Genomic DNA, 15,033 nt, shown 5'->3' with positions numbered 1-15,033 from the left:
CTTTCCAGCGGCACAAGGCACGTTCGCCCTCTACCTTGTGTATAGCTACCACACCATTCAGATCCTGAGTTTAAGAGGTTATTTTTAACAGCAAACCATTCTTATGTATGTATCGGATAGAATAAAGATTTTGTTTACAGAAAGCCCCATCCATTCTGTTATTTTGAATTAACATAGCTAACGAGTGAATATATGAAGTACCCAAAAACCGTCTTGCCCCTAAAAGAAAATAGATATTATTACTTTGAAAGGCTCCTGTTATGGGTGAAGCCTTATTTTCTTTAGGAGGTTACGTTGTGCGCATCATTCAGACCCAGCAAGATATCGACTCACTGCAATACTCTCCGATTCCCCCCTCTTTTTTAAAACACATCCAAAAATACTTCACTCAGCTTCGCAATTCATTCCATGACAAAGATGATCCATATTTTTCCCTCCGGCCTTCCGGCCCCATCTTCATCCTGGAGGCAGGGGATAACCTACACGATCTTAGCCTCGTAGGTTTTAGACGAGAAGACGACGGACTTTTCGGTAGTTACCCTGAATACGTCGAGTTGTATGACCTCGGCAACATCCAAATTTACAAAATTGCTGTCATGAACACCAATGACTACATCATCACTTTGTTTACACAAGTCGGAATTCACCCGAAGGAGGCCGAACAATGGCTGAAAGAACTAGCAGAAGTTTAAAGGCAAATGAGGACAACGTACTGAACAAGCTAAAAGAGGTCATTGAATACAACGGGGACGTTGTAAATAATCCAGAATCGTACGGAAACACTTGGATCATGGCATTAGCGGTTAGGCCGTTCGCCCATAATCAAAAACAGTTCCTACCCGCCTGTTTAGAAGAGCATGAAGTGCTCCAGCCCGAACAGGCCTTTTTTGTGCGTGTGATCGTCAGAACAACCGATCAGAGTGGAACAAACAGATACGTGGATGGTACGAACTTGTTTGTGACGATAGACCAGGATACTGGAATTGTAGGTATTGTAAAAGAGGATGAAGTATTGTCAGACAGCCCTGTATTTCATGGCGGTGAAATTGCAGATGCCTTACGTTGGGTGAATGAGTTAGCCAATCCTTATTACATCGCGCTAGAGGACCCGTTCCTTACACCGGAGCAGCGCATTCTGTTCATGCAGAGTGCAAAAGAAGATAATCCCTTCTCCTTGTAAATAATCTTACCAACCAAAAAACGACAGTACGGGCATGTGAATGTCCATACTGTCGCTATTTTCATGTAGAAATGGAGCGAAAACCATGCCAACGTTAACCTTCACGGAAAAAGAAAAACGCGCTCTTGCAACTCTCATCCAAGAGCAGATGAATACACATCTCACACGCTTCCCCTACGCCAGATATCCCGTGTACCCTTTGGAAGAATGGAAGCGTCTTTTGTGTGATCCAGCTAATGTGACACCGACCATGTTAAAGCAAATACTTGGTTGGACATTCGGAGGCTGGCAACGGAAAGACCTGCCCTCTGCACAAAGTAGTGTGGTTAGAAGCATCATCAAGCTGTGGCCGGAGTTCACAGAAAAGGTGCCCCCAGAATCCGCTGGCATCCTTCAATTTTGGGAAGAGCGGCTGACAGACTGGACGAATGGATTTCAGGCTGTTTCCTTCCTTTTGCACCTCATGCGTCCTGACGAATACGAAATCACGGACTCCCATCGCCTTCAAGCCATGTACGAATTGCTTCAAACGATCAATCACCAGGAAAACGACTGTAGTTTGTCACGTTCGTTACTTGACCTTGAAAACTATTCGAGCTTCTTCCGCGCCATTTTACCCAAGCTTTCCTTTGGTGATCACAACCGCATACAACTCGACCGTTTTCTAAAAGCCTACGGAAACCGTCATGCTTACAAAAATGTCGACAACAGCTACACCACCAGTGAGCCTCACATCTGGAAATTCTCGTGGAGTGACGTCAAAACAGAACACTATGACCTGGAGAAAATCACTTTGCGCTCCAATACAGACGTCCTGTTTGCTTGTCTGCTCTCCTTACTGGATAAACAGCCTGATGTGGGGCAAAAACTTACCATTGGACAGGTCGTTGAGCTGCTCCCTTTGGGTACTGGAGGCATTTGTAATCCCGCCAGCTTTAAATACGCGCTCATTTCTTTGTTTGGTAAGCAAAAAGGGAGGGATTACTTCGCTACAGGAGATTCCTCTCTCCAGCAGGCTTTTACAGACCAAGCCAACCAATCAACCCGTGATATGAAGTTCTACGATCATTTTCTGGAAACAAAAATTACTGTTAATAAGAAATATATTAAGGAGCATGATCTTTGATCTAATTATCGTAAAATTACATTGAAAACTACATTATTTCATTAGCGTTGCATAAAAATTATCGATCAACAAATCTATAAATTGTGCTATAAATGTTAAAAACTTGTTGTCCACTCCATAAAAAAATCTCCATAATTAGGGGAGCAGATAATCCTGTCCAAATCCCTAACTATAGGAGATCACACATGGACAAGGATACACTTTTTTCGTCATTTGGTAAATGGGTAGCACCCTTAAATCGCAAATTAATTTCGGATTGGACACTCGAATTTGGTGATGATCGATATGTGAAGAAGCTTCATACCTTAGCCTATCTTCTCATTTTCATCGACGCTCAGCTTCAGCAACATCGGGGTTTACGAGATATTGTGGCCGATATTCAGCATCATGAAGGGTTCCACAGCGAACTTGGAATGGACTCCATCAGCACCTCTCAGCTTTCCCGGAAAAATAACAAGGTATCGCCAGAACTTCTTCAGCAGTTGTTTTGTGACCTGGTCGGTCAGATTTCGAAGCAGAGTCAGCCCGATTGTTCTCGGATCGGAAACGTAAAACTGCTCGATTCAACAACGGTGAGCCTTTGTTTGAGTAAATACAAGTGGGCTGAGTACCGAAAAACCAAAGCCGGGATCAAGCTTCATTTACGTGTTGCCTTTTGCGATCCAGACACCGTCTATCCGGAGAAAGCCGTCCTGACCTCAGCCAAACCGGCCGACCGTACGGAAATGGATTCGCTCATTGATGAAACGCACGTAACCTACCTGTTCGATCGTGGATATTTAGATTACGCGAAGTTCAATCCGTACAGCCTGGACCGCATTTTCTTTGTCACCAGGCTCAAGGATAACGCCATCATCGAATCCCTGGAAGAGTTTAACGTGCCGGAACATTCGCTCATGACAAGAGACCCTATGGTGAAGCTCGGTCAAGGCAAGAAGCAGACGAACATGGTGTTTCGGCTCATTGAAACTACGGATTTAAAGGGAAAGGCTATCCGCATTTTAACGAATCGCTTTGATCTGACAGCCGAAGAAATAGGTGACTTGTATCGCAACCGCTGGAAAATAGAAACGTTTTTCCGATGGATCAAGCAGCACTTGAAGTTGACCCGGTTTTATGGCGAACAAGAACATGCCGTCTGGAATCAAATTTGGATCTGTTTGATCGCTTATGCGCTGTTGCTGTTGACCAAACTGGAGCTATCCACCTCAAAGTCATTACGGGAAGTCGGACGATTACTCAAAGTCATGAGGTTTCGATATTGGAGTGAGTTTAGAGAAGTCGTCCACCGAAAACTGTTACGAAGCTCCAAAGGGCGCCAAAAAGTCTCCAAGAGCTAAAAAGCAACACTGATCTTTGATTTACAGTAAATACCAAATGGACTGGATTACTTGCTCTCAAGCACCTGTTACTTTTTTTCGTTGAGAGCATCGAAGTAAATGTAATAATTTTATAAATCGTGGATTATTAGAAAATTAATAATTAATTATGTTACGTTTATGCAACGCTATTGACATTATTTATTCTTTTCCTTATCAAATGTGTGAAGCATGTCGCGCACAACTCTTTGAATCATTGCAACCTCCTCAAAACTTCTTTCCATGAGTAAAGAACGGTGCATTTCTATAACATGATGCTTCTCTGTATTTCCTTCAATTCCATCTAACGAGCCGAACCTAAAAATTTCGACAGGTTCAACTTCAAGTGCAGAAGTAATTTTATCAATTGATTTCAGCGATATGTTTCGCTCTCCTCGTTCAATGCCGCCAATATAGGAGTCCTGTAATTCGGACAGTTCTGCAAGCTTTGCTTGAGAAAGTCCTCGCTGCTTGCGTAAATTCCTGATCCTTGCTCCGACCAATTTTAACAAATCAGACATCCTATGCACCCCTTATAAAGTAAGGGTAGTTAAAATGAATAAGGTTAAGTAATACTACTAAACTATAAAAATATCTTGTTTAAGGTATTATAAGTACTTTATAATGGATTTATCTTACTTATAGTACTTGAGTAGTAGGCCAAATTGTATGTCATCAGTATCCTGCATAGGTGGAATGTCGCCAAAATCGTCTTCTATTTCATACTGAAAGGGTTGAATTAAATGTTAATGAAGTGGGCTATTGGGGGAGCAGTCCTTGGACTGATTGGATCTATTTCTACGGATACGAGCATCATTTCAGGCATCGTATTCGGTGCAATACTTGGTGTAGTCATTAGAAAATGGATTTTTAGGAATATGTGGATGTAGCACTGGTAGGTTTCTTTAAAAGATAGGAAACAAGGCCAGCTTTGGGCCGGCCTTTTGCACAAAACAACGAATAAATAAACTGGACTAATTCATAATAATACAAATCTCATAACTTATATTTATTTTCATTAGCTACGTTAAATCAATGTAGAAAGGTGTACCTCAAATGCTAACCAAGGCCGAACAAACTCCATCCACACCCAAAAATTTTAATTTTGAATGGAACGGAGGTTTCAGTTATCTTACGTACTTAAAAAAGAGAACAACCGCTACATTCGAGGGCGAAAAGCTGTTGCTCACTAGACAAAACTTCATCTTAGGCGCTTTTCCCTTACAACCATCGACTCAGGAAATTCCGCTCACCAACATCAACTCCATAGCTGTGGGCTCCAAGATCAATTGGTTTGACATGGTATTTGCTATTTTGTTTGTATTCGTAACTCTGATCACCATGAACTTTTTGCCTTTACTCCTGACTGCTCTTTTTCTGTGGCGCACCTTTAACACCAACATTCAAATCCGCCAGCTCTCAGGAAACAACCTGAACATCCTAACTGGTTCTAAAGGTGATGCAAACTCATTCATTCAAGTTCTAGCCGATACGATCAATCAAGTAAAGCATTCCGACAACACAGAAACGGGACAAAATTCCATCGTTCCCCAAGTCCTAAGCAACAAGCCTAAAAAGATATTTGGCATAGTAAGTGCGGGGATTGTGGCGATTCTCATTTTACTGCTCGTCATTGCATCACGCGGAGGCTTTGATAATCCATATGTCACCTGGGTTAAAGATGCTACGGTTCCAGGCGGCACCCATTATACGATGGACGAAGCCCTGAGCAATGACAGGTATTTTAGCAATGTCGTCTGGAAACAGGTCAACAAGGACGGCAACGAAGAAGATGTAGACAAATACGTTATGTACCAAGCCACCTACACCGATCAAGGTGTGAGCATCAACATCCAAACCGTATTTCAAGTGTTTTCCAAAAACCAATTCACTCCCGTTGCTTATGCCATTGATGGAGATGGGCAGGAACTGTCGGACTGGACTTACTTTTTAGTAGAGGTTACTTCCAAACTGGATGGAAGTCCCCCATCCTCGGATAAAGGGGCTTGGCAAGAAAGCGCCTCTACTTCTTCCACATCAACGTCCCCTCAGTCAGAACCCCCGACTCAAACCAATGTCGAAGCCAAATCATCTGAACAGGAACCCGCTCCTCCTGTGCAGGTAGCTACAACACCTGTGAAGGAAGCACAGACTCCAGCGCCAGCATCCGATGCCGTCCCAACGGTAAGCTTAAAAGACTTCAACCACTGGACTCCTCCTGCTGCTGATCTCACCTATCCTGTTCATTTAGATGGGGATAACATGGACATTGTGCTGGGTTTGGATCATCCCAATGGCGTGAAAGCACAAGTTGTCGATCATGCTTTGGGGCAGGGCTGGAACATATCCTTGCCTTCCATAGAAGGCAGTAGTCCCTTTGATGAATTTGGGGACCTGTTGCCTGATTACTCGCTTGCTGTTAAAGAACATGATTTTACTCAAGATGGAACGCCTGAAATTGTTTTGGTTGCGAGTGATGGACAAGCCGACATGTACGTGTGGATACTCACCTATAATTTCATGGCTTCGGAGCAGGGAACTAACCCTTTAGAACTGCTGTGGAGTGGCATGGGACAATCGGATATTTTAATGTCTGGCAACCAGTTCCTACTTCCATACGGTTCGCAGGGACTGTACGAGGAATACAAGTATACTAATGGTGTATTTGTGAAGGCGTAATAATATCCTTTATGTCGAAGCTAATTATTTTGAAAGGATTTAACTATGAAACATCTTGGAAAAGATTTCAGTGTTCTCATTTTACTCATACTTGGGCTATCATTGCTCACAAGTTGCAACAACAATGCTTCAAACACAACAGATAAAAATCAAGAACTTGTTGTAATAAACGTGGAACGTACAGGCGGTCTTAAATGGAATTGGTAAGGTTACGGTCTATATTGATGATGAGCAAGTGATGAAGGTGAAAAATAATCAAACCAATTCGGCTGAGCTCTATCTTTCGCCAGGCGTACACACCATTCAGACCAAAGGACAAGGCGACAAAAGTAGCCTCGTGAACTTTGAGGTTGTTGCTGGAGAAGATAATACCTTTACCTACCACACGGAAATCAGCAACATTTATGGAGTAAGTCTAGAAAGAACACAATGAATGTATGCTATATTTCCCTCGGAGACTGTCGCGCTCTTGAATATATGTATGAGTTGAGACTTCATCCGTCCACTGTGTTCTATTAATCAAATACGAAGAGCAATCGGTAATTTCCGAAGGCTCTTCTTTTTTTCATTTCATGGTCCTGATCAAAAAAAATCCATACTTCCACGACACAAAATTGTAAATAAATGTATATTATAATCTTGTATGACGCTGAGACGCTCAGCGTGCGGCACGTAGGATCATAGAAAGACATAATACTATATTTCAGAGTAAAATTAGTTTATTCTAATATCTTAGTAGTTAGACAAGATAAAAACAGTAAAGGGGTACTATCATGAAGCTCTATACAAGCAAAGATTTGGCTAATAAATACTATGTAACTGAAAAAACAGTAATAAATTACATCAAACAAATTTGTGAAAATTTAAATCTGAATATAAGGGACTTTCAGAGAGTAAATGAGAAGAAAATTAAGGAGTATGTATTAACTGAAGAGCAAGAAGCCCTATTTGGAGCCATAATAAAAAACATAGATAATGATCCATATGTTACAAAAAAAAGATCTTACAGTAATAGTAACGAATCTGATATTAAGTCACATAGAGACGATCTAATTAGAGAAATTGATACTTTTACTATCTCTTCACTAAAAGAGAAAATCCAGAACACAGAAGAATACAAATTAGCATTAGAATTCAAAGATGTTCATGACCAATTCGATCAACTACGAGACTGCATCCTCTTTTTACTTGAACAAATGCCTTCAAAAGATAGACTGGATATTGAAAAACAAATTTTATCAGCTACAAAAAACGTGGCACACAATCTTATCGTAAGATTCACTGATAAACTTAAAAATGAAGCCATAGAAGAACTCGAAGAAGTTTATGAAGATGGAACCTATTCAATACCTGATGATAACGAAGTAGCTCTGAAAGTAGTGGAATTACTTGGAAAAAAACTAACCTCAAAAAAATCAGATATACAATTTAATTATGGAGGACTTAACTTAGTTGAACAGGCAATCGCGAAAATGTTAGATGAATCCGTTTAATCTTAATAGAAGTATCACTTCTCTCACAAAAAGGATGTGTCATCACATCCTTTTTGTGTTGGTAATTAATATATTTTAAGGTATGTAGCTCCTCCCTTTTTATAGCGCATATCCTCATATAAAAATAATATTTTTATTCCTACTCATGGTTAGTTATCTGTCCTCATATTAACTCAGAAAATTTTCATTTTATTTCTTTCCGTGATGATTAATTGCAGAAAACTTAAAGTGTAATTAGCTCTTTTGAAAACTTAATAGCGCCGAAAAAGAAACGCTTTTGCCGAGTAAATTTCGGGCAGTCGAAGCCAGTAATGACCGACACACAGATTAGTTTACATCCACACTGTTTTCCACATTGGAGGCTGAAACCATGACAACAAATTCTCTAGCAATTCAGTTTTTGAAAAACAATGATCTCTGGCCAGTATTCGTAAACTCTAGTTTTGGACAAGACCAATCTTGGTCTTTACATGAGCTGCAAGCAGCAAGAGTACAATCTAACTTCAGAATGTACAAGTCACTGGCCTCTGAGTACGACCACTTTATTCAAGGCGAGTATCTGGACAGTATCCTATTAGTAATTAACGGAATGGATCATCAAGCTTTCCCTTCCGTTGAGGACCCCCTATTGATTGCAGAGGCCCGTAATCGACTTGAAACACTGCTCTTCGGAAATCACCTTATTACCGCTGACTGTGAATCAGGCCTGAATCTTCTTTGGTGCCCCCCAATACCCATTAATTTGATGGAACTAGAAGGTAAACAAAAAGAAGAAATCAAGCAAAACATTGTCCACTTCTTTGATAAAGAGCTCGGTCTTATGGTTAGCGAAGTACACTTCTCTAGCATTACGGATGGTACAGAGTGGGAGGAATTCTTCTATGAGCGTTATTTCTTACCCAAAAAGTTTATGGAGATTACGGGGTTAACACATCCAGTGCCTTCGGTTCCAGAAGTGGAGAAAACGATCTTGGACTACATTCTGGAGGGGAAAATGGAGTGGCTTAAGTCTCAAGTTAGGAAACAGTTAGAGCAACCACTTGAATTTGATGTCGAGTTGTCTGAACCATTTACTCCATCTGATTCCACGGCATTGTTTATGCCATTCGCCCGTGCTGAATTGGCTATTCCTTCGGACACGACAGCAACAGCAATTATAAATTTGGTCAACCAGAAGTTTGAGGTACTGGAATGCTCGGAACAGGATGGCTGCCTAACCTTGCTCTGCATGTCTCCTGAAGGGCCTTATGCAGAAACCATAGCCCATATTATTATCAATATTCGTGAACTGCTCTGCCCGCCTTTCATGCACTTTTTTAACAATCATGATTTGGAGTTGCGAAGCCTTTCCTTCATCCTGACCGAGACAGAGCGTTAATCAAGGAACGAACACAGCACCTATCTTTTAATGGATGGAAAGAACCCCTAAAGGTTCTTTCCTACCCACCTATCATAAATAAGGGAGTCGATACCAATGAGTTTTATGATCAATCGTGAGGGGAAAAAGGCAGAACTTCAGGTTGTTCCTGATGGTGAGTATACTGCAGAAATCACAGATGTTGAAGCTGATTCTTCTAACGACAAAGCCTGTTACGTATCGTTTACGCTGTTGACAGGTGAAGTTATTCGAAACCGCTATGTATCTAATCCTAAAAAGCGCGATCCCCTCGACATTTTGATTAATGTAACGCTAGGGCGCAGATCAATCAATGTAGACCTTGAAGAGATTATTGGAAAATTCGTTAAGATCACAGTTGCCAATGAGCAAATTTATACGAATGTCAAAAAGGTCAACAAATTAAATCAACAGGATATCGAGGAACTCGAACGTCATCTGAAAGATGAAGACACGGATGAGATCGAAGAAAGCGATGAACTGGATGATGATGAAGTGCTGGATATTGAAGAGTTGGATCTGGAATCTTGGGATGATGCAGATGAAGATACTGAATCTGACACTGATGAACCACACAAAATCTGGATGCAACCTGAGTCTAGACGCAAACGACGTATCTAATAACAGGCAGACCCAATGCTTTCTTACACAGGTACTTTCCCGTCCTCATAACGGGAAAATACCGCCATTTACTAAGAAATTTAATAGCAACAACCTTGCCATAGCAAGGGAATTCGAGCAAATTTCCCGTTTTCACGTTCATTTTTCATGAATGTACAAAAAGATAAGTAGCGAGCGAAAGGAGCAAGTAGAATGACAGATACAAATCAGGATTACTCGCTAGAGGAAGATAATATCTTCTACCCTGAAATTATGCTGAAAGATGGATTCATCTGGGAAGATCGCGGTGAAAAGAAGGGCTTGTCTAAAGTGGGCAAAGCCATTCAGATCCGTACAGTGCATGAAAACATAGATACAGGAGAAGTATCCTTTACAGTAACTTTTGAATATAATGGTCGGCTGAAAGAAACAACGATCAGCCGTGCTGATTTTCAAAGAAATAAAATCATTGAACTCGCAAAGCTTGGGGCAGATGTATATGAATATAATGCTACTCAGGTCATCAAACATTTAATAAATGAAGAAATCAATGCGCCTCAAAACAAGGTTCATCAAAAGTTAGGCTGGGATACGTACGGTGACCAACTGATCTTTAAGCATTACAAAACCATTGGGATAAACTCCACATACAACGGTCCGCTAGCCATTCAACCAAAGGGTAGCTATAAGAAGTGGAGACTGGCTGTAGAAAAATGGGTGATGGGGAACCGCAATCTCGAATTAGCAATTCTGATTGGCCTTTCCTCAGCAGTGGTTGGGCTAATCAGTTCCGCAACCAAGATTGACAGCCTCATTTTTCATATCTATGGCCTCAGCACTCAGGGTAAAACAACAGCAACCTCACTGGCCATCTCTACATTCGGCTATCCTGAAACGAACCAGAACGGACTCATGCAAACCTGGATGTCCACTCAAAATGCCATCATTGGCAATTTGGTGGGGAACTTCGGCCTGATTTTTGGTCTTGATGAAATTTCCATGTCGGATATTCAGGACTTCTCCACGATCGCTTACTACCTTGCTGGGGGAAAGGAAAAAGGACGCCTCGATAAAGAATCACGTCTAAAAGAGGCTGGGGCTTGGAGTACAACTATTGTATCCAATGGAGAGCGGGCACTCACCTCAAAAGCGAATCATAATATAGGAATTGTCATGCGGATTTTAGAGCTTGGTCATATCAAATGGACACATGATGCAAAGAGCGCCGATCAGATTAAACACGTCATCCAGCAGAATTATGGACATGCAGGACCAAAGTTCGCAAAGGTTCTATTGGCTAAAGGTAGAGCTCAGGTGGTTCAGATGTGGCAGGAATGCACTCAACGCATTATAGATGCCATGCCTGAGCAGAGCCATTTTTCCCAACGCATCGCTAAAAAGCTAGCTATTTTGATGCTCACGGGAGAAATCGCAAAGGAGGCCCTTCAGCTTGATTTCGATCTGAAGGGTATTCAAAACCTACTCATAGAAAATGAAAAGGCTGTAAAAGATGATCGTGATCTCGGAGCAAAGGCGCTCGAATACTTCTACGAACAATTTGCTATGAACCGTTCTAACTTCAGTGACCTAAAGCGCATTAGAAGCAAAGGAAGTCATATGGATGTAGCTGTACTGGAGAACCGTAAAGTATTCGGTGGATTATATAAAAAGTCAGGTGAAAAATTCGTCTATATTCTTCCAACGGTGTTTCATCAGTGGATGAAGGATGGCGGCTTCGATGAACCCAAGGTGGTATTAAAGGATTGGAAAACCAGAGGTTTGCTAGACACCGAAGGAGACCGATACACACGTAAACGAAAAATTCACGATGAATCAACAACGGTACCCGTATATTGTATTCGACTCAATCCAGATGAAGCAGATGTAAACGATGCATGATGCAAAACAGGGTGTAAACGAATTCCCACGGGAAAACGGGATTTTTTCCTATGTTCCTTAATGGCTCATGGTTTTTTCTATCCTTGTCTACGGGGATCTTGGCGTGATTTTCACGCGAGATTTCCTAAAAAACAAACAAATTAACATAAAAACTCTTGTTTTAGGGGCATAGAGGCGTCTTTGTCGTCGTTTCATTCATTTAATATAACCATGATATAGTAATTAACTACATTTTATCATGGAGGTTTCATTGATGCCTGGTAGCTACAACATGCCCACAGACGCTTCACAAGTAAGCTTCCTTCCAACGCTTAGTAGGAACAGCCCTTGTGTAAAACCGAATCAACCCTTTTTTCAAACAGACATTATATCTTTGTAGTCCTGACCACAAGACTACATCACAGCCTGTTTGAAGGAGGAACATTAATGAAACAAGCCGCTAAACGTGTACAAGTTCTGCACTTGCACACCATTCGAGAGAAATCTTTGCTTTTTGCAGATCGGGTGGTTCACAGGCCCGAGGATACCGTTTACCTTTTCCGGGAGTTCATCGGAGACTGTGACCGGGAGGCCTTTTGTGTCCTAACCCTGAACACCAAGAACCAGCCCATGGCCTTACAGTTGGTTTCACTGGGTACACTCAGTTCATCCTTGTTACACCCCAGAGAAACGTTTAAATTGGCGGTGCTGTCCAATGCTGCCTCCATCATCGCTTGTCACAATCACCCTTCTGGCAAGCCAGATCCCAGCCCAGAAGATTTGGACATGACCAAGCGACTTCAACAAAGCGGTGCTATTTTAGGCATCGAGCTGCTGGATCACATCATCCTGGGCGACGACTCTTTTGTCAGCCTCAAGCAAAGGGGGCTCATGTAATGAATCAAGCCATACTTACATTGATCGTCGCTGCTGCTCAGTTGGCATTCGAGATCATTGCCCAATCTAAAAAAAGATAAGCAAAGGGGTTTTTGTTCTCATGCCAAGACATTATTTAACTCGTATTTCCAGACACAAGCTAAAGCAGTTCTGTACAGATCCCGACGCTTCATCCTGGATGTCTGCCGATCAGGTACGGGAAACGACAACTTCATACTACCAACCCGCTGTTGAAATGCTAGATATCATTTTAAAGCGAAAACGATAAGCTCACTGGTTTACATTCCTGGTAAGACCTGAGTGTTGGACATTTTCAAAGCACGAATACATTCACACACTTTAATCATTTAACGCTTTTATGTATCGAACTTATCCGTAGCCTCTCCTTTTACAGAGGGGCTACTCTTTCCCTCAGATTCACTATCTTTTATAAATTCATCGCCATCATCATTCGCCTACATCGAAAGGGGTAATCATACTATGACCATTCAACGCGCCGTAGCTTACGCTCGCTTTTCCAGTGATAATCAACGGGATGAATCCATCGACGCTCAGGTTCGAGCCATTGAAGCCTACTGCAAACAAAAAGGCTTTGAACTCGTTAAAATCTATATCGACCGCGCCAAAAGTGCTACCTCCGACAAACGACCACAGTTTCAGCAGATGATTGTCGATAGTGAAAAAGGATTATTTGATGTACTGATCGTTCATAAACTGGATCGGTTCAGCCGTGACAAGTACGACAGTGCTAAATACAAACGCAAATTGAAATTGAACGGTATCAAACTGTACAGCGTCACCGAAAACCTAGATGGCTCCCCCGAAAGTGTTATTCTGGAATCTTTGCTGGAAGGTATGGCTGAATACTATTCCAAAAACTTGGCCCGTGAGGTCATGAAGGGGATGAAAGAAACAGCATACCAATGTAAACATACAGGCGGCTTACCTCCCATTGGCTATGCTGTAAATCCTGTAACAAAAAAGTACATCATTAATGAAGAGGAACGCGGTATCGTTGAAACTGTTTTTTCGATGTTCCTCGCTGGTCACGGGTACAATCAGATCATTAGGGAACTGACGGAGCAAGGCTACACATCACGTTATGGGAAACCGATCAGCAAGGGAACCTTAGGTACCATTCTTCGCAATGAAAAGTACACAGGCACCTACATTTTCAACCTCACTGACAGCAAGGATGCGGCTGGTAAGCGTAATGGTAATCGACATAAAAATAGTGAAGATGTAATTCGTGTCGAAGGTGGTATGCCACAACTTGTAACCAAGGAAGATTTTCAGAAGGCACAGGATAAGATGAATCAAAACAAGCGCCAGCCTGGCGCTTACAAGGCAAAAGAAATGTACCTGCTTAGTGGACTCATTGTTTGCGGGGAATGTTTAAAAAACGTAGGTATTCAGTATGCCATGATGGGCAATACCAAGTACAGCGGCAGAAGCAAGCTGAAATATGTTACTTACCGTTGCGGCAACCGTGACCGAACAAAGGCATGTAAAAATCCTGAGCTGCGCCGGGAGTACATTGAAGCCTATGTGCTGGCCCAGCTTCAGGAGAAGATTTTTAATGATGAAGCGATCCCTGTCCTGGCCAAACAGCTTAATGAGTACCAGAAGTCCAAGCAAACGAGCGTCAAAGCCGATCAACAACGCCTGATCAAGAGTCTGGAAGGTGTAGAGCGCCAGATTGATAACATTGTAAATGCAGTGGCTGGCGGTCTTAACAACCCTGCCATTCTTGAAAAGTTGTCCTCATTGGAACAGCAAAAAATTGAGCTAGAAACGAAACTTCTTGAGGCTCAGCAAGTAAAAGAAAAAGCAGCCATCACAGAGGATGCTCTGCGACAACTGCTTTCTGGCTTTCAGGACCACATCACCAGCCGGAACCTTCCTGAGATCAAGAAGTTCATCGGCAGCTATGTAGAAAAGGTGATCGTCTACAAAGAACATGTAGAAGTCATCTTTAAGCTACAAGTTGTGGATTTGATCGATGGAGGCGAGGGGAGTCGAACCCCTGTCCGAAGATAACGACACATAAGCTTCTACGGGTGTAGTGACAGTTTTGATGTCACCCTAGGAACTCCCTGTCACCGGATTCCCTTCGGGTCAGCCTGATTGTCTTCTTCAGCTCACCGCAGGCGGAGATGAGACAGCGTATTCCACTATTTGTTAGCCCCTATCCCAGTCACATGGACGATGCTGGGTAGAAGCACGCACACAGTTTCTTAGGCTGCGAAAGCGTAGTTGTTTTGTTGTTTGCCGTTTAATAGGCTTTAGCGTTGATGAAGCGGACGCGTCCCCACTACCCGCTACCCATGCTCGAACTATCCCCGTCGAATCCATAAACGCCCCCTTATTATAAAAGGGCTCCACGGATAAATCCGGAAATACCGGAGCATAAGCATGCATGATAC

At 42.2% G+C, this 15,033-nt stretch carries 14 protein-coding genes and 1 other RNA gene; 13 read left to right on the top strand and 2 right to left on the bottom strand.

All coding sequences use genetic code 11. From position 1 onward, the window contains the following. Window positions 1-296 precede the first annotated feature (296 nt). The 4 genes from E0698_RS20175 to E0698_RS20160 all read left to right on the top strand — a co-directional run bounded on the left by E0698_RS20175 (window position 297) and on the right by E0698_RS20160 (window position 3,646). A complete protein-coding gene (locus E0698_RS20175) occupies window positions 297-692 on the top strand; it encodes a hypothetical protein (protein ID WP_192512710.1) in 396 nt (131 codons plus the stop codon). Then, window positions 665-1,180, top strand: coding sequence for a hypothetical protein (locus E0698_RS20170; protein ID WP_192512709.1), 516 nt, complete (start codon window positions 665-667; stop codon window positions 1,178-1,180). Before E0698_RS20175 ends, E0698_RS20170 begins: the two co-directional genes overlap by 28 nt. An 85-nt stretch (window positions 1,181-1,265) precedes the next feature. Then, on the top strand, window positions 1,266-2,306 hold the full coding sequence (locus E0698_RS20165; protein ID WP_192512708.1) for a hypothetical protein: 1,041 nt from the start codon (window positions 1,266-1,268) through the stop codon (window positions 2,304-2,306). Between the two features lie 185 nt (window positions 2,307-2,491). Next, window positions 2,492-3,646 carry an IS4 family transposase gene (locus tag E0698_RS20160; RefSeq protein ID WP_192512707.1) on the top strand — a complete coding sequence of 385 codons (1,155 nt, stop codon included), beginning with the start codon at window positions 2,492-2,494 and terminating at the stop codon, window positions 3,644-3,646. A 176-nt stretch (window positions 3,647-3,822) separates the two neighbouring features. Here E0698_RS20160 and E0698_RS20155 read toward each other — a convergent pair whose 3' ends face one another. Next, entirely contained in the window at window positions 3,823-4,185 is a 363-nt protein-coding gene (locus E0698_RS20155) for a helix-turn-helix domain-containing protein (protein ID WP_025675877.1), read from the bottom strand. 535 nt (window positions 4,186-4,720) lie between these two features. Between E0698_RS20155 and E0698_RS20150 the strand changes: the two genes are divergently transcribed. The 9 genes from E0698_RS20150 to E0698_RS20110 all read left to right on the top strand — a co-directional run bounded on the left by E0698_RS20150 (window position 4,721) and on the right by E0698_RS20110 (window position 14,647). Then, window positions 4,721-6,343 carry a hypothetical protein gene (locus E0698_RS20150; protein WP_192512706.1) on the top strand — a complete coding sequence of 541 codons (1,623 nt, stop codon included), beginning with the start codon at window positions 4,721-4,723 and terminating at the stop codon, window positions 6,341-6,343. Window positions 6,344-6,581: 238 nt separating this feature from the next. Then, window positions 6,582-6,776: a hypothetical protein gene (locus E0698_RS20145; RefSeq protein ID WP_192512705.1), complete on the top strand. Its 195-nt coding sequence runs from the start codon at window positions 6,582-6,584 to the stop codon at window positions 6,774-6,776. Between the two features lie 340 nt (window positions 6,777-7,116). Next, window positions 7,117-7,836 carry a hypothetical protein gene (locus tag E0698_RS20140; protein ID WP_192512704.1) on the top strand — a complete coding sequence of 240 codons (720 nt, stop codon included), beginning with the start codon at window positions 7,117-7,119 and terminating at the stop codon, window positions 7,834-7,836. A 370-nt stretch (window positions 7,837-8,206) separates the two neighbouring features. Next, window positions 8,207-9,214, top strand: a complete 1,008-nt coding sequence (locus E0698_RS20135) for a hypothetical protein (RefSeq protein WP_192512703.1) — start codon at window positions 8,207-8,209, stop codon at window positions 9,212-9,214. A 96-nt stretch (window positions 9,215-9,310) separates the two neighbouring features. Then, on the top strand, window positions 9,311-9,853 hold the full coding sequence (locus E0698_RS20130; protein ID WP_192512702.1) for a hypothetical protein: 543 nt from the start codon (window positions 9,311-9,313) through the stop codon (window positions 9,851-9,853). A gap of 192 nt (window positions 9,854-10,045) precedes the next feature. Further along, window positions 10,046-11,731, top strand: a complete 1,686-nt coding sequence (locus tag E0698_RS20125; protein WP_192512701.1) for a DUF927 domain-containing protein — start codon at window positions 10,046-10,048, stop codon at window positions 11,729-11,731. Window positions 11,732-12,157: 426 nt separating this feature from the next. Continuing rightward, on the top strand, window positions 12,158-12,607 hold the full coding sequence (locus E0698_RS20120; RefSeq protein WP_192512700.1) for a JAB domain-containing protein: 450 nt from the start codon (window positions 12,158-12,160) through the stop codon (window positions 12,605-12,607). A gap of 100 nt (window positions 12,608-12,707) precedes the next feature. Beyond that, the gene (locus E0698_RS20115; RefSeq protein WP_192512699.1) at window positions 12,708-12,875 is read left to right on the top strand and encodes a hypothetical protein; all 168 of its coding nucleotides are present in this window, start codon (window positions 12,708-12,710) and stop codon (window positions 12,873-12,875) included. A gap of 212 nt (window positions 12,876-13,087) precedes the next feature. Further along, window positions 13,088-14,647 carry a recombinase family protein gene (locus tag E0698_RS20110; protein ID WP_192512698.1) on the top strand — a complete coding sequence of 520 codons (1,560 nt, stop codon included), beginning with the start codon at window positions 13,088-13,090 and terminating at the stop codon, window positions 14,645-14,647. On the opposite strand, the gene ssrA is transcribed toward E0698_RS20110, so the two are convergent. Next, window positions 14,608-14,972, bottom strand: a transfer-messenger RNA (tmRNA) gene (ssrA, locus tag E0698_RS20105). The genes E0698_RS20110 and ssrA overlap by 40 nt on opposite strands. Between the last annotated feature and the right edge of the window lie 61 nt (window positions 14,973-15,033).

Source organism: Paenibacillus sp. 23TSA30-6 (assembly GCF_014858585.1).
GTDB lineage: Bacteria > Bacillota > Bacilli > Paenibacillales > Paenibacillaceae > Paenibacillus.
The sequence above is the reverse complement of the archived record's forward strand: the minus strand, read 5'-3'. Positions and strand labels throughout refer to the sequence as shown.